Source organism: Clostridium tyrobutyricum DSM 2637 = ATCC 25755 = JCM 11008 (genome assembly GCF_000359585.1).
GTDB classification, from domain to species: Bacteria; Bacillota; Clostridia; order Clostridiales; family Clostridiaceae; genus Clostridium_B; species Clostridium_B tyrobutyricum.
The window spans coordinates 1-23,076 of the sequence record NZ_APMH01000028.1 but is presented as its reverse complement, the minus strand read 5'-3'; the positions used below and the strand labels follow the sequence as shown (position 1 = coordinate 23,076).

General features: G+C 29.4%; 21 protein-coding genes, 3 tRNA genes and 1 other annotated feature. Of the genes, 20 read left to right on the top strand and 4 right to left on the bottom strand.

The genetic code is table 11. The features are described from left to right. Window positions 1-208 precede the first annotated feature (208 nt). From J418_RS0111330 to J418_RS0111295, 8 genes are all read left to right on the top strand, one after another. Window positions 209-604, top strand: a complete 396-nt coding sequence (locus tag J418_RS0111330; protein WP_017750950.1) for an HNH endonuclease — start codon at window positions 209-211, stop codon at window positions 602-604. A gap of 146 nt (window positions 605-750) precedes the next feature. After that, window positions 751-930 (top strand): hypothetical protein, encoded by a 180-nt coding sequence (locus tag J418_RS0111325; RefSeq protein ID WP_017750951.1) that lies wholly within the window; start codon window positions 751-753, stop codon window positions 928-930. 241 nt (window positions 931-1,171) lie between these two features. Further along, window positions 1,172-1,603, top strand: coding sequence for a CBS domain-containing protein (locus J418_RS0111320; RefSeq protein ID WP_017895611.1), 432 nt, complete (start codon window positions 1,172-1,174; stop codon window positions 1,601-1,603). 45 nt (window positions 1,604-1,648) lie between these two features. Continuing rightward, window positions 1,649-1,886, top strand: a binding site (T-box leader). 68 nt (window positions 1,887-1,954) lie between these two features. After that, entirely contained in the window at window positions 1,955-2,476 is a 522-nt protein-coding gene (locus J418_RS0111315) for a tryptophan transporter (RefSeq protein ID WP_182915956.1), read from the top strand. A gap of 181 nt (window positions 2,477-2,657) precedes the next feature. Continuing rightward, a complete protein-coding gene (locus J418_RS0111310) occupies window positions 2,658-2,852 on the top strand; it encodes an alpha/beta-type small acid-soluble spore protein (RefSeq protein WP_017750954.1) in 195 nt (64 codons plus the stop codon). A gap of 77 nt (window positions 2,853-2,929) precedes the next feature. Then, window positions 2,930-4,450 (top strand): hypothetical protein, encoded by a 1,521-nt coding sequence (locus tag J418_RS0111305; RefSeq protein ID WP_017750955.1) that lies wholly within the window; start codon window positions 2,930-2,932, stop codon window positions 4,448-4,450. A gap of 150 nt (window positions 4,451-4,600) precedes the next feature. Then, the gene (locus J418_RS0111300) at window positions 4,601-5,191 is read left to right on the top strand and encodes an ECF transporter S component (protein ID WP_017750956.1); all 591 of its coding nucleotides are present in this window, start codon (window positions 4,601-4,603) and stop codon (window positions 5,189-5,191) included. 79 nt (window positions 5,192-5,270) lie between these two features. Continuing rightward, complete coding sequence (locus tag J418_RS0111295) at window positions 5,271-6,242, top strand: P1 family peptidase (RefSeq protein WP_017750957.1); 972 nt, start codon at window positions 5,271-5,273, stop codon at window positions 6,240-6,242. 25 nt (window positions 6,243-6,267) lie between these two features. On the opposite strand, the gene J418_RS0111290 is transcribed toward J418_RS0111295, so the two are convergent. Further along, on the bottom strand, window positions 6,268-7,215 hold the full coding sequence (locus J418_RS0111290; RefSeq protein ID WP_017750958.1) for an L-lactate dehydrogenase: 948 nt from the start codon (window positions 7,213-7,215) through the stop codon (window positions 6,268-6,270). A gap of 187 nt (window positions 7,216-7,402) precedes the next feature. Here J418_RS0111290 and rpsA point away from each other — a divergent pair, with 187 nt between their 5' ends. After that, window positions 7,403-8,575 carry a 30S ribosomal protein S1 gene (gene rpsA, locus J418_RS0111285; protein WP_017750959.1) on the top strand — a complete coding sequence of 391 codons (1,173 nt, stop codon included), beginning with the start codon at window positions 7,403-7,405 and terminating at the stop codon, window positions 8,573-8,575. A 36-nt stretch (window positions 8,576-8,611) separates the two neighbouring features. Beyond that, the gene (locus tag J418_RS0111280; protein ID WP_017895610.1) at window positions 8,612-10,441 is read left to right on the top strand and encodes an EAL domain-containing protein; all 1,830 of its coding nucleotides are present in this window, start codon (window positions 8,612-8,614) and stop codon (window positions 10,439-10,441) included. 18 nt (window positions 10,442-10,459) lie between these two features. On the opposite strand, the gene J418_RS0111275 is transcribed toward J418_RS0111280, so the two are convergent. Further along, the gene (locus tag J418_RS0111275; RefSeq protein ID WP_017750961.1) at window positions 10,460-11,146 is read right to left on the bottom strand and encodes a radical SAM protein; all 687 of its coding nucleotides are present in this window, start codon (window positions 11,144-11,146) and stop codon (window positions 10,460-10,462) included. 157 nt (window positions 11,147-11,303) lie between these two features. Here J418_RS0111275 and J418_RS0111270 point away from each other — a divergent pair. The 8 genes from J418_RS0111270 to J418_RS0111235 all read left to right on the top strand — a co-directional run bounded on the left by J418_RS0111270 (window position 11,304) and on the right by J418_RS0111235 (window position 18,458). Further along, window positions 11,304-11,378, top strand: a tRNA-Gln gene (locus J418_RS0111270). A 4-nt stretch (window positions 11,379-11,382) separates the two neighbouring features. Continuing rightward, a tRNA-Lys gene (locus J418_RS0111265) sits at window positions 11,383-11,458 on the top strand. 43 nt (window positions 11,459-11,501) lie between these two features. Further along, window positions 11,502-11,585, top strand: a tRNA-Leu gene (locus J418_RS0111260). Between the two features lie 105 nt (window positions 11,586-11,690). Then, window positions 11,691-12,875: an SAM-dependent methyltransferase gene (locus J418_RS0111255; RefSeq protein ID WP_017895609.1), complete on the top strand. Its 1,185-nt coding sequence runs from the start codon at window positions 11,691-11,693 to the stop codon at window positions 12,873-12,875. A gap of 70 nt (window positions 12,876-12,945) precedes the next feature. Then, window positions 12,946-14,961 carry a UvrD-helicase domain-containing protein gene (locus tag J418_RS0111250; protein ID WP_017895608.1) on the top strand — a complete coding sequence of 672 codons (2,016 nt, stop codon included), beginning with the start codon at window positions 12,946-12,948 and terminating at the stop codon, window positions 14,959-14,961. A 34-nt stretch (window positions 14,962-14,995) separates the two neighbouring features. After that, window positions 14,996-17,185, top strand: coding sequence for an ATP-dependent helicase (locus tag J418_RS0111245; protein WP_017895607.1), 2,190 nt, complete (start codon window positions 14,996-14,998; stop codon window positions 17,183-17,185). After that, window positions 17,163-17,915 (top strand): PD-(D/E)XK nuclease family protein, encoded by a 753-nt coding sequence (locus J418_RS0111240; RefSeq protein WP_017895606.1) that lies wholly within the window; start codon window positions 17,163-17,165, stop codon window positions 17,913-17,915. The genes J418_RS0111245 and J418_RS0111240 overlap by 23 nt, the downstream gene beginning before the upstream one ends. Before the next feature lie 15 nt (window positions 17,916-17,930). Further along, a complete protein-coding gene (locus J418_RS0111235; protein WP_017750966.1) occupies window positions 17,931-18,458 on the top strand; it encodes a hypothetical protein in 528 nt (175 codons plus the stop codon). A gap of 45 nt (window positions 18,459-18,503) precedes the next feature. On the opposite strand, the gene J418_RS0111230 is transcribed toward J418_RS0111235, so the two are convergent. Continuing rightward, window positions 18,504-19,214, bottom strand: a complete 711-nt coding sequence (locus J418_RS0111230) for a polysaccharide deacetylase family protein (protein WP_017895605.1) — start codon at window positions 19,212-19,214, stop codon at window positions 18,504-18,506. 183 nt (window positions 19,215-19,397) lie between these two features. Here J418_RS0111230 and J418_RS0111225 point away from each other — a divergent pair, with 183 nt between their 5' ends. Together J418_RS0111225 and thiI are read left to right on the top strand one after the other, a co-directional pair. Next, window positions 19,398-20,534, top strand: a complete 1,137-nt coding sequence (locus tag J418_RS0111225) for a cysteine desulfurase family protein (protein ID WP_017750968.1) — start codon at window positions 19,398-19,400, stop codon at window positions 20,532-20,534. After that, window positions 20,531-21,673, top strand: a complete 1,143-nt coding sequence (gene thiI, locus J418_RS0111220) for a tRNA uracil 4-sulfurtransferase ThiI (protein ID WP_017750969.1) — start codon at window positions 20,531-20,533, stop codon at window positions 21,671-21,673. Before J418_RS0111225 ends, thiI begins: the two co-directional genes overlap by 4 nt. A gap of 194 nt (window positions 21,674-21,867) precedes the next feature. Here thiI and J418_RS0111215 read toward each other — a convergent pair whose 3' ends face one another. Next, window positions 21,868-23,043: an aspartate aminotransferase family protein gene (locus J418_RS0111215; protein ID WP_017750970.1), complete on the bottom strand. Its 1,176-nt coding sequence runs from the start codon at window positions 23,041-23,043 to the stop codon at window positions 21,868-21,870. Window positions 23,044-23,076: the final 33 nt, after the last annotated feature.

Here is a 23,076-nt window from a genome sequence, read left to right as displayed (position 1 = left end):
ACTTTATCATAGTTATATTTTAGATAACAATTAATATTCTGTAAAATACTTATATTATGGACTTAAAATACAATATTTATATGTGAAATAATTTTTAAGTTATGATATAATGAATTTAAATTAATTACAAGTAAGTGGACAAGTAATACTTATAAGATATAATATCTCTATATAATTTAATATTTTAAAATTTTTAGGAGGTAAGCTATTGTTCAAATGCGAGATTTGTGGTAAACTAGCTGATAAACATCATATAGTTTATAGAAGTCAAGGAGGAGTTGATTTTCCATTAAATTTCAAATATCTTTGTTCAGAACATCATAGGGGAAAGAATGGACCACATAAGAGTAGAAAGATTGATTTGGAGTATAAGCTTGAATTACAGAATAAACTTGAAAAATTATTATATAAGGAGTTTTATACTTTAGATGAATTGGTTAAATTGATTCAAATAAATAAAGGTATGCTAAAAAAGCTTCTAAGAGAGTATAAATTATATAAAGAAGGATACAAAAGTTCAGATATAATATTCAGACTAATGGGAAGAAAGAAATACACACAATATATGCTTGAAGAATATTATGATTTTATAGCAAGATGTTAATAGTTTTTTGAAAATATAATATTGATTGAATATATGACTTATGCAAATGACAAGTGAGGTAGACTGAACACTTGTCATTTATTGCAAATCAATATTTTTATTTAAATTAATAAAAATTTATAGTTAGGTAAAGGGGGCTGTTTAATATGAAGGAAAACATACTCATGTTACTAACATTGGAGGAAATAAGCAATATAACGAAGGGGTTAAAGATTGCAGTAAATTCTGTATCCGAGGGTGGTACAAAAATAGATGAAAAATTAGAAAATAATATAGAGGATGTATTAAAGAAGTTACTACAAGTTGAGGCTGAATGTTCTAGATAGTATCTGAAATCTCTGGTTTAATTTTGAATACCTCCATTGTTCATATTAAAATTAAAAAAGGTTTTTTGAATTTAGGGGAGTGTTTGCTTCCCTAAATTTGAGGCTGTGCCGATTTTTACTTTTAATACTTACAGTTCCAATGGATACCAATAATTATATATTACTTATAATATAAACAAATGTATTTGTGGAGCAGATTTGTTCTACAAATACGAAACAAAATATTGAGGAGAATGATACTTTGAATATAGCATTTTTTATTACACCGAAAAAAGATGTTGTCTGTGAAACTCCAAATTCTACTATGAGACAGGCGTTGGAGAGAATGGAAGAACATAGGTATACAGCAATCCCATTAATAGATAAATTTGGAAAATACGTAGGAACTCTTACAGAGGGTGATTTACTTTGGAAACTTAAAAATACTCCTGATTTGAATTTTAAAAATACAAGTAAGGTAATTTTGAAGGATATACCAAGGCATATGAATAATAAACCAGTTAGTATTAATTCAGATATGAAGGATTTAATATCAATTGCGGTAAATCAAAACTTTGTACCTGTAGTAGATGATAATGATATATTTATAGGGATTATAAAAAGAAGTGATATAATAAATTATTGCTATGAAGAAATATTTAAAAATCAAAAAAATGATGATGTAAAAAAATAATTGTATTGACAATATTAAAATTAAATGATACTATAATCATAGTATAAATATCCTTTGATAGGGAAGAGTAACTATTTAGTTTAGTTCAAGAGAGTTTAGAATGGTGGAATCTAAGCACAGTAACGAATAGTGAATGGGCCTTTTAGGAGTAAAGCGAAATCTTTGGAGAGTAGTAGTTACCGTAATCCATACGTTATAATGGACGGAACATGTTAGTGTTTTAGATTAAGAGGTGCTTTTATAGCACAACTTAGGTGGTACCGCGGATTATCCCGTCCTAATTTTTAGGATGGGTTTTTATTTTTTATATTTTATTAATATTTGAAATTATATTTTAATTTTAGGAGAGTGTTGTTCATGAATTTAAAAAAGATGATTATAAATTCTATATTACTTGCTATAGGTGCAATATTACATCAGATATCACCACCACTTTTACTTGGAATGAAACCGGATATATCTTTGGCTATGCTTTTTATAATAGTTATACTTAATAAAAATTATAAAGTCTGCCTTTGTGCTGGTATAGTAGCCGGATTATTGGCGGCAGCAACTACAACTATACCAGGTGGACAGTATGCCAATGTAATAGACAAATTTATAACAGTAAATGTTATGTTCTTATTTTTAAAACCACTTAGAGACAGAGTAAACAATCAAATAAATATAGCATTGACTACAGCTTTGGGAACTATAGTAAGTGGATCTATATTTTTAACAATTATTCTAATTACAGTAGGTCTTGCTTCTGGATTTAATGTAATGTTTGTAACAGTAGTATTACCAGCCGCTGTTATAAATACCATAGTAGCTGTAATATTGTTCAACATAATAAATGTGGCATTAAAAAGAGGAGCTATTAAACAAATTTAAATAATTTAAAACTTTCCTTGTGTTGCAAATAGGGAAAGTTTTTTTATGTATATTTATGCAAAAATTTTCTTGATTTCAATTAATTTTATAGTTTATAAATTTGAAAAATGCACAAACTTTAAGTACACAAAATATAAAATGCTTTAATCAAAAAATTTGTTGAAACAAGGAGGAATTAATTATGTCAAGAAGAAATAGAGTATTAGTTCCAGAGGCAAAGCCAGGTTTGGATAGATTTAAGATAGAAGCAGCAAGAGAAGTTGGAGTAACTTTAAAGGATGACTATAATGGAGACATAACCTCCAGGGAAGCTGGATCCATAGGTGGCCAGATGGTTAAAAAGATGATAGAAGCATATGAAAATAATTTGAAATAATAGTTGAAATAAAAGACTGGATGATTTGAATCATCTAGTCTTTTGTTAAAAATAACAAATTCAGAGGGGATAGTTGTATGCCAGAAAAGTATTGGCCTGAAACTATTGTACTCTGGGGTGCCGGAGCTACAAAATATTTAGGCCTTCATGGAACTAAACAATTGATAGAATTAATCTTAAAAATAACTAAAGATGATTTTTCTTTTTTATATGGTAAAGATGAGAAATTGATAAATGCATTTAAAAAACTGATAAATTATGATTTAATTAATGATAAAAGACTTTCAAAAATATATGATATAAAAGCTTTGAAGATTATAATAAAAACAAATGCAAAACTTGACATGCATGAATTATTTACTATGATGGATCAACTTATAGAAAATAATATGGGATATAATGCATTTTTAAATGGCAATAATCATTTTTTGAGAGTAGAAAGAATACAGGCTGCAAAAAGATGTCTCATTCTTATTATTGAAGAATTGGAAAGAATAAGTGTACAAAATAAACCTGGATATTTTGACAAAGAGAATATAAGCCCTTATTATGAATTTTCTAAAGTTTTAACTGAACTTATGGTGGAAGAAGGGAAAGAATTTGAAAGAAGAGGATATAAGAGAGATAGCAGAAGATTTTATCTATATTCTTATGCAATAATTTCTTTCAATTGGGATCCGGTCTTATTGTGGAATTTGTGTAATACAAATAGAGAAATAAATAAAAAAAATATAAAATTAAAAGACGGTTTGAATTTAAAATTATACGAGGATTTTGGAATACAAACAGCATTTATTGGATCAAATTATAGTGAATCGGAAATAAAATATACAGTAGATGAATCCCAGTGTAAAGGGATAAATGACTATAATTATCCATCTCGAATAATCCGTATGGGAAAAATGTTGTTTCCACATGGAATGTTTGGCTCCAGAATTTGCCCGGAATGCGGCAAGTATATAATAAATTTATCTAACAGCTGTAATAAAATGTCAACTAATATATTTGGGCCATCACTTTTAAAAGACCTTCAAATTGGCTGGCAGTATAGAACTTCTAAAGAAAAAACTTATGAAAGAGGTTCGATAGAATGCCCATATTGTGGACAAATAACATATCCCTATGACATGCCCATTATAATGCAAACATTGGCTAATAGTAAGAAAGTTTCCTGTCTTAGAGAAATTAAAACTGAAATGGGACTTATTATAAAGCATGCTAAACACATAGTATTTGCAGGATACAGTCTGCCTATAGATGATATAATGGTAAAAACTTTTTTTATGTCATCTATATCCGGAAATGATAAAAAAACTTTAAAATGTTCATTGATAAATTATGATTCTGATTATTGTGGAGGAAAAAGCTGGCTGACAGGACAAAATATATCAGAGTATTTAAATGTGAATAAAGATAGTTCTAAAGTGGAGTGTATTAAAAATATATGTGATATATTCAATATTGATAATGTAAGGATATCACTTAAGGGTATACCGGATATATTTATGGAAAATGGTAAATGCAGTAGAGAGAAAGTAATAGATTTATTGTATCCACGAAAATTTTTCAGAGAAGGTTTTCCAATAATAAGAGATTGATAATTGTATATTGTGTTTTTTTTAACTAAGTGTATTGAAAATATAATTAAATATGATAGAATAAAATTGTCGGTATCTAATAAACTGAACTAATTATAAAAAAGGAGGTTCCGAGTTATATCCTTATGAGGAATAACAGCGGAGAGGATTATGGAAAAACAAATAAAAATTTGGCATAAGTTAACTGTTAAACAATTGACTGTAATAGGTATGTTGTCTGCAATTTCTATTGTGCTTGGGGTAACTGGACTTGGATTTATACCAATTCCACCTGTCAAAGCTACTATAATGCATATACCGGTTATAATAGGAGCAATTTTAGAAGGACCATTGGTTGGAGCATTAGTTGGATTGATATTTGGAGTGTTTAGTATAATTCAGTCTATTACAAGTCCAACACCTATTTCATTTGTATTCATGAATCCAATAGTATCTGTTTTACCGCGAATATGTATTGGCATAGCATCCTATTATGTATATTACTTAATAAAGAAGAGAAAAAAATCTGTTTCTATTCCAATAGCTGCTGCAATAGGATCAATTATAAATACTGTTGGGGTTTTGGGATTCATATTTGTTATTTATGTAACACCCTATGCAAAAGCTTTAAACATAAGTGTATCCGCAGCAAAGAAAGGCATTATAACAGTAGGAGCAATAAATGGAATACCAGAAGCTATACTTTCTGTAATAATTACTACTGCCGTTGTAAGTGCTGTTACTAGAATTAGACGTAGGTGATTATGAAATATAAAACTCTAAGCGTTGTTTTTTGCTTGGAGTTTTAATTATTAATAAAGGAAAATATGAGGTTATATATATGAAAGAAATTTTACTTAATGAAATAGATGGAATAAATATAGGAAATGCACAAAGTCTAAAAGGACAAACGGGATGTACCGTTATAATTTGCAAGGATGGTGCAACTGCAGGAGTGGATGTTAGAGGAGGATCTCCAGGTACTCGTGAAACGGATTTATTGGATCCGGTAAATTTTGTAGATAGAATCCATGCTGTAATACTTTCTGGAGGAAGTGCATTTGGATTGGATGCAGCAGGTGGCGTTATGCAATATTTGGAAGAAAAGAACGTGGGATTTGACGTAACTGTTACCAAGGTACCTATAGTATGTAGCGCGGTACTATTTGACCTCGTGGTAGGAGATTATAGGATAAGGCCCGACAAATCAATGGGTTATGAAGCATGTAAGAATTCAGAAATAAATGTGTGTAAAAATGGAAATATAGGAGCTGGAACAGGTGCTACTATAGGCAAGATACTCGGACCCGAACATTCAATGAAAGGTGGTTTGGGAACCTATGCTGTCCAGGTAGGAGATTTAAAAATAGGTGCAGTTGTTGCAGTTAATTGCCTTGGGGATATAATAGATCCCAAAAACGGAAAAATAATAGCAGGGGCATTGAAAGAAGATGGCAGATCTTTTGCAAATACCCAGCAAATAATGTTGAATAGATATAATGAAAAGAGAAATTTATTTAGTGGAAATACTACCATTGGAACCGTAATAACTAATGGAAAATTTAACAAATCAGAGATGAATAAGATTGCATCCATGGCGCATAATGGATATGGCAGAACTATGAGGCCTGCACATTCAGTATTTGATGGAGATACCATATTCACCATGGCTACAGATGAAGTAGATGCAGATATAAGTACAGTCGGATTTCTAGCTGCTGAAGTAATGGAAAAGGCCATTATAAGAGCTGTAAAAAGTGCGGAGTCAATTTCAGGTCGTAAATCATATAAAGAATTGGCAACTCAAAGTTGACAGTAATTGATTTTACTGTCAACTTTTAAATATTTAACTTTTCAATTATATCTTTTAGTGTATCAGCTGAAGTTTGCAAAGCTGTTTTTTCTGCACTGTTTAGTGGAACACGGAGGGTTTTTTGAATTCCTTCAGATCCTATTACTGCAGGAAGGCCCATGTAAACATTATCTATATCGTATTCACCACTAAATAGTGCAGAAACTGTCATTATTGAATTTTCATCTCTTGACAGTGCTTCTACAATTCGTCTAACGGCTAGAGCAACAGCAAAATAAGTTGATCCCTTTCGTTCTATTACCTCATAAGCTGCATTTCTTACATTATTTATTATCCTATCCTGATAATCCGAATCGCAACTGGCATCCATCAAATTGCAATATTGTTCTAGAGGTATTCCGGCAATAGAAGTAGAACTCCATGTAGCTATTTCAGAATCTCCATGTTCTCCTATTATATAGCTGTGAATATTTCTTGCATCTATATTGAAATTTTCACTTATCATATATCTGAGTCTTGAGGTGTCTAGAACGGTACCAGAACCTATTATTCTTTCAGGTGGAAATCCAGATAATTTATAGGTTATGTAAGTCAGTATATCCACGGGATTTGAAACTACCAAAAGTATAGATTTAGGGCTGTATTTTACAACTTCAGGTACTATGGATTTAAAGATAGAATAATTTCTATTAATTAAATCCAATCTGCTTTCACCAGGTTTTTGACCGGAACCTGCTGTTATTATAACAATATTCGATTCTTCTGTATCCTTGTAATCGCCAGATTTTATATCAACAGGTTTTACAAATGACACTCCGTGAGCTAGATCCATTGCTTCTCCTTCAGCCTTATCTTTATTTACATCTACGATTACTATTTCTGAAGCCAAGCCAGAACTCATAATTGAGAAAGCAGTAGTCGAACCTACAAAACCAGCACCAATTATGGATATTTTTATACCTCTAATTTTCATAAAGTAATTACCTCCATTATAAATTTCAGTCCGTACTAATAGAATTTTTACCAATTATATAAATATTATTCTTTATTATACTTTATATAATAAATGGAAACAATATCAATAATTAATAGCATCTATTTTATAATCCATATTTGTGATAAAATTAAGGTATAACATAATAATGACAAGGAGTGTAATAATGACCAATAATGAAGAAAATCTAATGAATAAATATATCAATGGAATAAATTCAACTATGGACAATATTAAAATTGGAGAGATAGTTTCTGGAAAAGTGATTTCCATATCAGATGAGAATGTAATTGTAAACATAGGATATATGTATGATGGTATACTAAATAAAAAAGATATATCTAAGGAAAATTTGAAGCCGGCTGAAATGTTTAAACCAGGTGATGAAATTGACGTTTATATAGAAAAAATTAATGATAAAGAGGGACTTCTGATTTTATCAAAAATAAGGGCTGACAAAAAAATACATTGGAATAATTTAAAAAATGCATTTGAAAATGAAGAGAATGTTGAATGTAAGATAAAAGAAGTAGTAAAAGGAGGAGTTGCAGCTTACTTAGGTGAAATTAGAGGATTTATACCAACATCTCAACTTTCTGTAAAGTATGTAGAAAATTTAAATGAATTTGTAGATAGAAAACTAGAAGTAAGAATAATAGACATAAATGAAGCAAAAAATAATATAGTTTTGTCACGAAAAAAGGTAGAAGAAGTTGAACTTGAAGAAAAGAAAAATGATACTTTGAATAAAATCAAGCCTGGTGATAAGGTAAAGGGGAAAGTAACTAAATTGATGAAATTTGGAGCTTTTGTAGATTTAGGCGGAGTAGAAGGCTTGATACATATATCGGAGCTTTCGTGGGAAAGAGTAAAAAATCCTTCGGATGTAGTTTCCATTGGAGATGAAGTAGAAGTGTATATATTGGATATAGACAGAGGAAAATCCAGAATTTCACTCTCCCTAAAAGATATAACCCCTAATCCATGGGATAATATTGATAAAAAGTATAAAATAGACGACATTATAAAGGGAAAGATCGTAAAAATTATAAATATAGGGGCTTTTGTACAAATTGAACCGGGGGTAGAGGGCTTAGTGCATGTTTCTGAAATATCAGATGAACATATTGCAAAACCTGAAGATGTACTTCAAGTTGGAAATAATGTAAATGTAAAAATATTAAGCATAGATTCTAATGCAAAGAAAATATCTTTAAGTATAAAGGATGCAGAAAATACTTCTAAAGAAGATTATAGTGAATATACTAATAATAGCGAAGAAGGATTTTCTATAGGAGAAGTTTTTAATGGAAAATTGAAAAATTTGAAATTGAATTGAGATTATTCACAATATATATAAAAGTTGGTGTAAATTATGGAATCTAATTTCTCAAAGGTTATTGATTCATATGAAGTTAAAACTTTACTTCACAGTTTTTATAGTTTAATGGGTATAAAATGTTTGATAAAGTATAGGGAAAAAACTTTTTATAAGCATCCAGAGTTTAGGCCTTTAACGGACTTTGGATTTAAAAAATATGATGAAAATATTGTGAAACAAATTAAAGAAAACAGAAAATATGGTATTTTTAAAAGTAAAACTGGATTGATGTATTTTGGTGTTCCTATATATATAGATAATAATACTGTAGCTATAATGTTTACCTCTCCTATATTGTATCAAAAACTTAATTTAAAGTATTTGAGCGGAGAAATTAGTGATTTCAAGGCTCATCAAAATGATATTGTAGATGTAGTAAAACATATACCTTGCTTTTCAAAAGAAGTAATTGCAAAAATAATAGAGTATTTTTGCAATATATCGTATATTATAAATAAAAACATAAGAACATATAGTAAATATAGTGAATTGCTTGAAAGCAAAAAAAGACTTGAATCAAATTATAATACTATGGTTAAAATGGCATATTACGATGAACTTACAGGATTGGGAAATTGTAATTACTTGAAAACGGAAATGAAAAAGAGTATTGAATCATATCCTGAAAGAAGTTTTATATTATTTCATGTAGAGTTATCAAATTTTAAAAATGTGAATGACATACTTGGTTATAAATATGGAGATAGGCTTTTGCAAAAGATAGGGAATACTATAAGGAAATTGTATAGCAATGATATAGTTTCTAGAAATTACGGAAATGAGTTTTTGATTCTTAAAAAACTAGAAAATCATAAAATTAATTTACATACAGAAGCTAAATATTTACTCCATTCACTATGTGATGTATGGGATTTGGATGATATTGAAGTACCAATATCAGTAAGTATAGGTATGACGGTATATCCAAAGGACGGTAAAGATGCAACTGTCATGATGAGAAATGCGGATATAGCTTTAAACAAAGCTAAATCCAATGGAAAGAATTCCTATATAATGTTTGAAAATTATATGTATGATGAAATATTGATTAAGAGTGAAATGGAAAAGGAATTGAGAAAGGCCATAAAAAATGAAGAATTTGAATTGTATTATCAACCTCAGGTAGAAGTATGTAATAATAAAGTAGTTGGTTTTGAAGCACTTATTAGATGGAATAGTTCTAAATTAGGATGGGTTATGCCGGGAGAATTTATAAGCTTGGCAGAAGAGACGGGAATTATAACATCCATAGGAGAATGGGTTTTTGAAAAAGCATGTTTTCAAATTATGCAGTGGAAAAATAAAGGATATGATTATGATTTTATATCCATAAATGTTTCACCAGTTCAAATTAGGAAAAATGGATTTGTTGATATGATTAAGAGAGTAATTAAGAAAACGGGAGTTGATACCAATTTAATCGAACTTGAAATAACAGAAAGTGTAGTAATGGAATCTCTTGAGAGAAGCTGTGGTGTTATTGATGAATTGAAGAGAATGGGAATAAGAATTGCATTGGATGATTTTGGAAGCGGATATTCTTCACTGAATTATCTGAAAAGTTTACCTATAAACACTATTAAGATTGATAAAACTTTCATAGATGGAATATGCAAATACTCTTATGAAAATATAATAGTAGACAGTATAATAAATCTTGCTCATATAATGAAACTTGATGTAGTAGCAGAAGGAGTGGAATCTGAAGAACAATTTATATCATTAAGAGAAAAAAGATGCAACAAAATTCAGGGCTACTATTTCGGAAAACCAATGCCTTGTAAAGAGGCAGAAAAAATGCTGGAATTCACCTCATTGAGATAAATGAGGGAATTCTAATATTTAACCAACACCAAAATCAGTATTATTCCAGAGAACTTCTATATTTCTTTCATTTTGAAGGAAAGAAAAATTTTCATAAAACCAATTCACCAGGTTTTCATCTCTTTTTATATTTGTGGAATTTTCTATAAATACATTTACACATCCATATTCAAAGTATTTAAGTAAGTACTCAATATCCCTTTTTATAATGTCTTTTGTCTGACCTTTAATTCCTACTAAAAGACATATGGATTTAAAATACTTTGCTACTTCCTGGGGACTGGAAAATATCGCCCCTTTATTTAAAAATGTGTTTCTAAAGTCATTGTCAAATGACTCTATACCACATTTAAATATTATGGGAATGTTAAAGAGACTCTTAAATTCATGAAGCCTGTTTCTATATAACCAGTGACTTTCAAAAAATAATTTTTTTATATTTTTGGAAGTTGATACATACTTTATATCAGTTAAAGTTTCTTTTGGCAATTCAAAACAGCTGCCTGAGTTTATTACTTCTAGGGAGTTGTATTTTCCTGTAACATTTTTTAATATAGTTTTATTTAAATAAATATTCTTGTTAATATCTAAATCATTATCATCTATATAATCGCAAAAGGAACATTTTCCCCATATACATGGTGATGATTTTAAAAGTACAATTTCTCTTTTATTTTTAGAATCAACAGTACTGTAGCGTATCATAAGATTAATTCCTCCTTTTATATTTTCTTATATATTACTACATAATTGATGTTTTTTACATTAATATTGGTATTTAAGCTAAAAATTTTTCAAAAAGGTGTTGACTTTAGAGGTACCCTGGAGTAAAATCTATAAATGTGTGATACACAAAATATTTTGGGGTGTAGCCAAGTGGTAAGGCAATGGACTTTGACTCCATCATTCGTAGGTTCAAATCCTGCCATCCCAGCCAGAATGGTTCACTAGCTCAGTTGGTAGAGCACATGACTTTTAATCATGTTGTCCGGGGTTCAATTCCCCGGTGAGCCACCATATTTTTAGCTATTAGGCTATTAATTATATATTTTACTTTTGTGCAGGTGTGGCGGAATTGGCAGACGCACTAGACTTAGGATCTAGCGCCTTTGGCGTGGGGGTTCGACTCCCTTCATCTGCACCAATTATTAACAATTTTAAATTGCATTGGCTTAATAGAATTAGATATATATCTAATTCTTTATTTTATTTGATAGTAATATGTTAATTGAAAGGTAGGAAGAAAGTAATGGATTTAGATAAAATATTTTATAGAAAATTTCTTAAAGGAGCATTTTCAGATCCCGTTAAAGTAAGATATTGGGATGGAACTGAGGAAGACTATGGCGATGGACAACCTAAATTTGAAATTATATTCAATTCTCATATTCCTAAAAAGAAAATTTTAAGAGACCCATTTTTAACACTTGGGGAATCATATATGGATAAAACCCTTGATTTTAAGGGAAATATTAGGGAAATTATTGAATCTGTTTATAAAAGCAATGGAAGTTTTTTACATAATGCTGGAGCATTTTCAAGATTATACAAGGTAATTCCAAATACGATTAAGAAGAGTAGAGAAGATATACAATATCACTATGATGTAGGAAATGATTTTTATAGTCTTTGGTTGGATAAAACCATGACTTATTCCTGCGCATATTTTAAAAATGAAGATGACTCTTTATATGATGCACAGATAAATAAAGTAAATCATATATTGAAAAAAATGGATTTGAAAGAAGGGCAAAGGCTTCTTGATATAGGATGCGGTTGGGGTGAACTTATAATAGCAGCTGCAAAACAGTATGGAGTTAATGCTGTTGGTATAACTTTAAGTGAAGAACAATACAGCAAGGTTAAACAGAGAATAAAGGAAAATAATTTAGAAGATAAAGTAGAAGTAAGATTATCAGACTACAGAGAATTAGTAAAAAATAAAGAAAAATTTGATAGAATAGTAAGTGTAGGAATGATTGAACATGTAGGAAGAAAAAATTTGCACTATTATATGGAGGGTGTAAATTCAATGCTTGTACAGGGAGGAGTATCACTTCTTCACTGTATAACTGCACAAACAGAATCAGAAGTAAACGAGTGGATAAAAAGATATATATTCCCAGGTGGATATATTCCATCCATAAGAGAACTTGTAAGTTTGATGGCTGATAATAACCTTCATCTTGTGGATGTTGAAAGTTTAAGACTTCATTATTATAAAACGCTTAAGATATGGGCTGAAAATTTTGAAAATGCTCTTGACGAAGTTAGTAAAATTAAAGATGATAGATTTATAAGAATGTGGGATCTCTATTTAAATGCTTGTTCTGCATCATTCCACTATGGGGTAATGGACGTTCATCAATTTTTATTTACCAAGGGATTGAATAATGAATTACCAATGACACGAAAAAAATTGTATGAAGACTAAATATGTTGTAAAATCAGGGTTATAGACCCTGATTTTTTTTGCATAAACAAGAATTTATGGTGGGAGGGTGATGAAAATAAAATATAGTGAATTAAAAAATATAATTTTAGAAAATAATTTTCATGGAAAGAATTTAATTGTAGAAGGTACAGGTGGAAGCGGCAAAACCACTCTTGCCCAGGAAAAGTACATAAATATGATAGAAAAAGAAAAAATTAAAAGTGAAAATATTATGGTATTTGTACTTAATTCTCATCAGAAGGTGGACTGGACAAGTAAAATGCAATTTGATTTATGGGGACAGTTTAAAATAGATACATACAATAATTTTATAATTAAAGAACTAACAAAATACTGGCCTATAGTAGAGAAAAATTGTGATGAAGTCAAAGAATATATGATAAAACCGGAAATTATATATCAAGATACAGCTGTATATATGATGGAAATGTTAGTTGATTATTTTAGAAAGAATAGAGGATATTTTTTAGATATAGCTGAACAGTCAAAAAAAATTGCAGAAGAATTTATAAATAGCATGAATATTTCAGTACTTTCTCTAAAAGAATTAAAAAATATAGGAAAAACAATATATTCTTCAATAAGACTTAAAGAAAATAAAAATACAGATAACTACATACATATGGATGAAATAATAGAGCATTATACAAAAAGTCTATTGTCTTCGGGAAGTATGGATATGTCTATAGCTATTTATTTATATAATAAGTATCTTTTAAATGATAAAATATATATAGAACGTTTAAGCAGCATAAAATATCTAATTGTTGATGATGTGGACCAGATATCAAAAGCTCAATTAAAACTTTTAGAACTAATACAGGAAAGGGCGGAAAATATCTACTTGTTTTTTAATCCACAAGGAGGATTTTGCAATTATTATGGGGCAGATATAGAATATTTGGATAAATGTAAGTTGTTAAGCTCGGAAAGATTGAAATTGGAGGAACATTTTTTGTGCAGCGATAATCTATATTTGTTTTCCAATACATTGAAGTTGAATTGTGCTAGTGTTCATATAGATTTATCCTCTATATTTAGAAGTGAAATGATTAATAAGATATCAGAAAAGGTGTTTAACCTTATGGAAAATGGGATTGATTCTGATGATATATGTATTATCTCTCCAGTTAACGATGACATTTTAAATTATGAGATGAAGACAAGATTTGCATCTGAATCCTTAAATATAAAAAATCTTTCTAAAAAGAACAGGCTTATTGATAATATATATATTATCAGTATTATAATAATATTGAGTAAGTGTATAGGATGTATTAAGCATGATTTTACTAAAGATGATTATAGAAGATTTTTTTCTTTCGTTCTTGGTATAGATGCATTAAAAGCATATAAACTTGTTGAAAATATCATGAATTTTGGAGAATTTACAGATTTGCCTGATGAAATGAAAAATCTTATTGGCAGTGATGCAAGTATAAAATATTATCACATTCTGGATTTTATAAAAAAGTGTAAATATAAATATGCAAAAAATGAAGTAAATATATCAAGGATTATAAGGCTGGTATTTCTTGATGTATTAATAGATATTGATAACTCACAACAAAATATAGGCATATGTAAAAATTTAAGCGAATTTTCAGAAAAATTCATATCAAGTTTAAAAAACTTCAAAACTATAGAAAATCCACAGCAAAAATTTATAGATTTTGTGAGAAGAGAGGCAATGGATTTCTATTCTAGATATGATATTGAAAAAATGCATATTGAGGATAGAGGGATAATTATAGGTACCCCTTATAGTTTTTTAACAAGTAACATGAAGTGTTCTGTACAAATATGGACAGATATTCAAAGTAATATGTGGTGTCCAAGAAATATAAAAGAATTTTCAAATAGCTATTTATTTAAAGCAAACTGGGAAAATGGATATATATACACAGAACAAATAGAAGAAAAAAATAGATTGCATCTCTTGAAATTGCTGACAAAAGCTCTAATTAAAAAGTGCAGCAAAAGTATATACTTGTATGGAAGTGAATATTCTGTAAATGGATATGAACAGAGGGGACTCCTTTATAATCTAATAACTGGTGAATGATGCTCATTACAAATTTAAGAAAAGGTGAAATATTATGAGATTTAGAGAAGATCAGATTCCCATACTTGAATACAATGGCGGAACTATGGCTGTTTCGGCAGTACCTGGTGCGGGAAAAACTTTTATTGTATCCCACTTGGCATCTAAAATAATAGAAAAAAAATCAGATAAAGGAAAAGTTCTGATAGTAACTTATATGAATAGTGCGGTAAATAATTTCAAAAGCAGAATCTCTCAAGTATTGGAAAGCCATGGAATACACTCAAGTAGAAGTTATGAAGTAATGACAATACACAGCCTGGCTATGAAAATAATTCAAGAAAGGCCGGATGTAGTTGGATTAGATGAAAATATAAAAGTTTTGGATGATATCAACAAGTCAATTTATATTGATAGATGTATAGATTTATGGAGAAGGCGAGGAGGGGAAAATACATTTAAAAATTTGCTTAATGATTATGGAATCAAGAAATACCAAGAAAAGGGAATATATTGGTGGAAGAATTTCGTTTCTGTAATAGAAATAATTATAAGTGAATTGAAATTGAATTCTATATCATGTGATAAAATAGATGAAAGTTCAGAGATTTTAGGGAACAATAGTATAGTTAAAATTATAAATTATATTTATAAAGATTATGAAAAATTGCTTAAATTAAATGGATACGTGGATTATGAGGATATAATCGTGCTGGCATATAGTGCATTGAAGACAGATGAAAATTTAAAAATAAAATTTCAAAATAAATATGATTTTGTATTTGAAGATGAATGCCAGGACTCCAATATGATACAATATAATATATTATCCTTGATTTCCCAAAGTGGCAGTAATAATAATTTAGTTAGAGTTGGAGATTTAAATCAGAGTATAATGGGAAGTTTTACTTCATCAAATCCAAGGTATTTTGAAGACTTTATAGATACTGCTGATAAAAAATACATTATGAATATGGCGGGAAGAAGCAGTAGGGAAATAATAGATCTAGCCAATTATATAGTTGAATATACCCAAAAACATCATAGTGAAAAAAATTGCAGAAATGCTTTGAAAAATCAAATTATAAAGCCTATGGAAGATATGGATGCTTTAAAAAATCCACAAATGACTGAGTATGGGATTAAGACCTATTGTATGAGTTCCTGGGAAAAAGAAAAAGAGTCTACTGTAAGAGCTATAATTAATTTTAAGAAAAAACATCCTGATATGACTACAGCAGTACTTGTACCATTCAATAAACATGTATCTGAAATATCTCAAGAACTTATAAAAAATCATATAGATTGTGATGAATTATCCAGCACGTCAGGTCAAAAAATTAAAATTACAAATATATTAGGAAAACTGCTTGCATTTTTAGCTCAACCAGATAGTATAGATAAATTTAAAGATATCATATATGAAATTATTGATGGAGATATTGAAAAAAAGGATAAAATAATAGAATGTATTTCAAAATCAAGTGTAGAATATATGATTTCAGAAAACGAATTTAGAATTAGCACTGTAAATAAATTAAAAAAGATAGATGAGAAAATGACTAATACTCTTGTAGATGTTTGTTATAAGCTAAAGAACATTCTGGAAAATTCCAATAAGGATATTCTAAGCCTGTTATTATATATAGAAAATGTATTTAGGTTTAATTCCGAAGACAGCGCCATGCTTCAATTAATAGCTTCTTATATAAAGTATGAAAGATTTCAAAATCCCAATATTACTCTTGATATGATTTCAGAACAACTTTTAGATATAAAGAATCCTGTATTCAGGCATATGTCCGAAGTCATTTATAGCGTGAATGGATATGAACCGAATCCTGAAAAAGTAGCAGTTTCAACTTATCATAAATCCAAAGGACTTGAATGGGATTGCGTATTTTTACTTTATCTTAACAATTACACCTATCCTTCTTCACTTAGTGGCAAATTTAGATCTGAATACTATTTTTTCAAAGATGAATTTAAAAATCCTACAGCACTTGGAAAGGCAGAAATAGAGAAAATATTAGGTAATGAAATTATATCAGATCCTATTGTTCAGTCGCGGATTGAAATATTATGTGAAAAGATAAGAATTCTTTATGTGGCAGTAACGAGGGCTAAACGATATCTTATATGTATGGCACATTATGATAAATCAAAAAAAGATCTTCCATCTGAATATTTTAAAATAATAAAAAAATTTGCAGATAAGAAATGTGGTGATTTTTCTGGATATTAGAAAATTAGAATATTTTTATTATAGTCAAACTTCCCTGAATATTTTTAGAACATGTCCTATGAAGTTTAAATTTAAATATATAGACAACATATCATGGAAAAGAGATGACTTTATAGAAAGTGGATATTATGATAATATAGAAATAGGACTATATTTCCATTTGATATGTGAAAGATATTTTTCCAGACTTCCTATAGGAAAATTAGATAAAAATCAAAATTTATCTAAATGGGTTGATTCCTTGAAAGAAACATTTTTATTATATGATGAAAATACATATTTAACGGAGTATGAAATAAAGATGAAGTCGCATATTATAAAACTTCAGGCAAAATATGATCTTATAGTAATAAAACCTGGCGGAAAAATTGAAATTTATGACTGGAAGACGGAAAATAGAAAACTTTCACTTCAAGAAATGGAAAACAGAATACAGACTCTTGTATATCTATATGTAATATCTGAAAATGCAGAGAAATTATTTGGGATTAATACAAAATTTGAAGATATATCCATGACTTTTTGGCAGCCTCAGTATGCTGGTAATATTTTAAATATAAAGTATTCAGAGCATAAACATTCTGAAGGTGAAAAATATTTAAAAAAATTAATAGATACTATTAATTCTTATGATTTCAATTGTAATTTTAATAAAGAGGTATATAGATCCAAGTGCAAATTCTGTGAATTCAATTATATATGTAACATGCGAAAAAATAGTTATTTTTAATATGGAGGAGATTTAGTGCATAAGAGTAGAAATATAATAATTTCAGTAGTAATAATTTTAGTAGTAGTTCTTGGAGTATATTATGCCTATAATACAAAGAAGCATAATTCTGAAAATGCTAAAAGTACTCAGAGTACCAACACGGAGGTAAACAAGCCTAAGAAAGAGGATAAATCATCAGATACTAATGAAAACACAAGTAGTGAGAATAATACTAACACAGATGTCCCAAAAACAAAAAATACTGAGAAACCCGCAGATAACGTTAAAGATATCAAAGAAAATAAAACTGAAACAGATAATAAAATAACACAGGACAAGGCAGTTCAATTAGTTGAACAATCTTTGAAACAGAAAAACTCCAATACTAAAGTTACATTTGATCATGATACAACAAGGGATAATGTAGAATATTATGTTATACATAGTTTTGATAGTATGAAAGATCATATTGCCACCAGTGGTTGGTATTATGTTGACAAATCCAATGGAAAAGTATATGAATGGGATCTGACAACTGACAAATTAAATGGTATAAATTAATTACAAGCTTCAGAAGAGTTTAAACTTTTTTGAAGCTTGTAATATTTATCTGGATATTTTAAAGTGATATTCAGGAGTTTTTTCTGTAATTGTTCTAAATTCATATCCTAATTCTTTATAGTGTTTAATTATTTTAGGAAGTGCTTCACAGGTATTTTTATTTTCTCCACTGCAGTGTGCCAGTAAAAATATCTTGTTTGGATTTATACATTTTTTTGTACCTTCAGTATATAATTTGTTTACAGGGGTATTATAGTTTATACCGTCGGACAAACATAAATTCCAATCAAATATTTTATATCCGCATGAGTGCAATTTATCTAAGAGGTTTGGATTTAGATGATCTTTGCTTCCTGAAGGAAATCTTATTATTTTAGGCGAAAATCCTATTATGTTTTTTAACTCAACTCCAGATTTATTCATTTCATCTATAAATGAAGCCTCATTTGCATATATTTTTTTGTAATCGTGAGTGAATGTATGAAGACCTATGCTGTGCCCTTCCTCTTTTATTCTTTTTAAAACATCTTCTCTTCCTTCAAATTTATAGCCTATTACAAAGAATGTGGCTTTTATATTTTCATGCTTTAAAATATCAAGTATGTTATTTGTAACTGTTTCACTTGGTCCATCATCAAAAGTTAAATAAATTAATTTTGAAGGATTATTTTTTGCCATAACTTTTATTGGACTAAACAGTATGCTTATTGTTAACAGTGAAATCACAAAATACCATGCAATATTTTTAAGTCTCATGCTGAAATGCTCCTTTTTCTAGATTTTATAACTGGATTTAGTATTTGCACATATTTATTTATTATTAGATATTTTGTATAAAAAATTAAAATAAATTTTGTTATGTTGTTTAATTGTGATATTATATGTATTATTGACTATACTGAGTTTTATTTAATTCAACATGAAATAGGAGTGAATAAATTGGAAGCATATTTTGACAACAGTGCCACTACAAAACCATATTCAGAGGTTATGGATATTATGGCATATACGATGAAAAATTATTATGCAAATCCATCTTCAGCTTATTCTATTGGAATGAATGCTGAACGAAAAATAGATGAATGCAGAGATATAATAGCCCATAGTTTAAATTGCAGCAGGGATGAAATAATATTTACATCAGGTGGAAGCGAAAGCAATAATTTTCTTATAAGGGGATTTTTAAGCGCAGGTAAACATATAATAACTACTAAAATAGAGCATCCAAGTGTTATAAATACATGCAAATATCTTGAAAGCCAGGGTATAAAGGTTACATATTTAGATGTAGATAAGACTGGTAGAATAAACATAGATGAACTTTTGAAAAATGTAAACAAAGAAACAGTTCTGGTAAGTATAATGCATACTAATAATGAGACTGGGATTTTGCAGGATATAGAAAATATAGGAAAAGCTCTAAAAGAAAAGAGCAGTAGAGTAAAATTTCATGTAGATGCAGTTCAAGGATATGGAAAGTATAAAATAGATGTAAAAAGATGCAGTATAGATTTGCTTTCTGTAAGTGGACATAAAATACATGGACCTAGAGGAATAGGCATAGCTTATTTAAAAAGTGGATTAAGGCCCAAACCGCTTATATACGGTGGGGGACAAGAAAGAGGATTTAGGTCTGGAACTGAAAATCTGGCAGCTATAGCTGGTTTTGCAGAGGCAGCAGAGATTACATATAAAACATATGGGGACAATTTTAAAAAGGTAAGTAAAGTAAAGGGTTATTTTATAGATAAGCTAAAAGACATTCCCGATGTTAGGATAAACAGCAATGGACATATTTATTCACCATATGTTTTAAGTGTTTCATTTTCAGGAGTTAGGGGAGAAGTACTTTTACATATGCTGGAGGACAAGGGCATATTTGTTTCTACAGGTTCTGCCTGCTCAGCCAGGGATAATAAAGAAAGCCATGTGTTAAAGGCCATTGGATTAACTGGAGAAGAGATAAGGGGTACTATAAGATTTAGCTTTAGTCAATTTAATACAAAAGAAGAAATTGATTATACTATGGAAGTACTGGATAAATCTTTAAAATTTTTAAGGAGAATTAAAATATGAGAAAGTTGATATTAGTTAAATATGCACCGGAGATATTTTTAAAAGGATTAAACAAGGGAAAATTTGAAAGAAAACTTATGAACAATATAAAAAATGTGATGAAAGGAGTGGAATATGATTTTGTAAAAGATGAAGGCCGCTGGTTTATAGAATGTGAAAATATAGATGAAGGCGTAAATAGGATGAAAAAAGTTTTTGGTATATCTGAAGTGTGTATAGCTTATGAGATATCAAGAGATATGGAAAGTATAAAAAAGCAGGCTCTTACATGTGCACTTAAATGCATTGGAAATACCTTTAAAGTTGTTACAAAGAGGGCGGATAAAAAATTCCCTATAAATTCTATGGAAGTTAGTAGATTGATAGGGGCGTACATATTGGAAAATACTAAAAATATTTCAGTAGATGTAAAAAAACCTGATTTTTTAGTCAATATAGAAATAAGAGATAATGCATATGTTTATTCAGAAAGGATAAAAGCAGAAGGCGGAATGCCATATGGAACTAATGGAAGTACAATGCTTATGCTTTCAGGTGGAATAGACTCACCGGTAGCCGGATATATGATGGCAAGAAGAGGAGTCATATTAAATTGCGTTTATTTTCACAGTCATCCATATACTAGTGAAAGAGCAAAGGAAAAGGTAAAAGATCTTGCAAACATATTAAAAAGTTATACAGGAAGTATAAATCTTTTTGTAGCACCTTTTACTGAAATACAGATGCAGATAATTGAAAAATGCAGGGAAGATGAACTTACCATAATAATGAGAAGATTTATGATGAGAATAGCATGCAAACTTGCAGAGAAATATGATGTGGATTCTGTAACTACAGGAGAGAGTATAGGTCAGGTTGCAAGTCAGACTATGGCAGGACTTGTAGTAAGCAACGATACTGCAGACAGACCTGTATTCAGACCATTAATTGCCATGGATAAAGTTGATATAATGGACGCAGCTAGAAAAATAGGAACCTATAATACATCTATACTTCCATATGAAGATTGCTGTACTATATTTGTACCTAAACATCCAAAAACAAAACCACGGCTTGAAGAAATAAAAAAAGCTGAAAGTATTTTGGATATTGACGAATTAGTGAAAAAATCTATTGATAATACGGAATTATTTAATTAAAAAAAGTAGAGAATAGAATTTATCTATTCTCTATTTTGTCATGAGTAAACAAAAACAATATATAGGGGGTAGTGTGATTAAATAAGGATATGCACCATATCACAGTACTTAATCAAAAACGATGTTAAATAACAATTAATATCGTTTGATATAATTTATTATATTATATGCAGTATTATAAATCAATAGTTTTATTAAATTTCATCTATAATTTTAACTAATGAACTCAATACAGATTCTAGTTCTTGTTCTGAAATAACAAGAGGAGGAAGTAGTCTAACTACACTAGACCCTGCAGTTAGCACGAGAATACCATTTTCTAAAGCCTTTTTCTGAACTTCAGAGGATTTTTCCGAGTTTAGTTGAATTCCGAGCATAAGTCCAATTCCCCTAATTTCCAATACATTTTTAGAAGAAGCCTTTTTAAAGAAGTTCTTAATAAAAGCTCCCTTTTTAGCTACGTCATCTAAAAATCCCGGCTTTTTCAATGTATCAACTACACAATTTGCTCCAGCCGTACTAATAGGATTTCCTCCAAATGTTGAACCGTGATCTCCTGGAACAAATGTATTTTCAAGTTTCTTGTTACATAGTACAGCTCCAATAGGAAGACCTCCTGCCAATCCCTTTGCGGTTGACACTATATCTGGTTCTACTCCGTAATTCATATATCCAAATAATTTTCCTGTTCTCCCCATGCCACATTGAACTTCATCGAATATAACAAGTATGTCCTTTTTTTTGCTTATTTCAAATACTTTATCTATAAATTCTTTAGGTAGAGGATACACTCCACCTTCACCTTGAATTGCCTCCATCATGATTGCACAAACTGTCGGATCTATGGCAGCTTCAAGAGATTTTACATCTACATCGGTGTATTTGAAACCTTCAGTAAAAGGATCAAAATATTTGTGAAATTTTTCCTGTCCTGTAGCTTTTAATGTAGTTATAGTTCTTCCGTGGAAGCTTTTATTAAGAGTAAGTATTGTACTTCTTCCTTTTCCATATTTCAAGTAGCTGTATTTTCGTGCAAGTTTAATTGATCCTTCATTTGCTTCTGCTCCAGAGTTACCAAAGAATACTTTGCTCATACCACTTGCTTCAGTAAGTTTTTTGGCCAATGTAAGTTCCGGTATATTTAAAAATATATTTGAAATGTGAGCTAGATTTTTTGCCTGATCAGTTACGGCTTTAATCCATTCTTCATTTCCGTAGCCTAAAGATGATACTCCTATTCCTGAAGTAAGATCCAAATATTCTTTTTCTTCAGTGTCGTAAAGTTTGCAGCCTTTACCATGGGTAAATACCACGGGAAACTGGCCGTAAGTGTTCATAAGATAATTTTTTGAATAAGATAAATAATCCATATAAATTTCCTCCTTGTATAATGTGGTTATAAC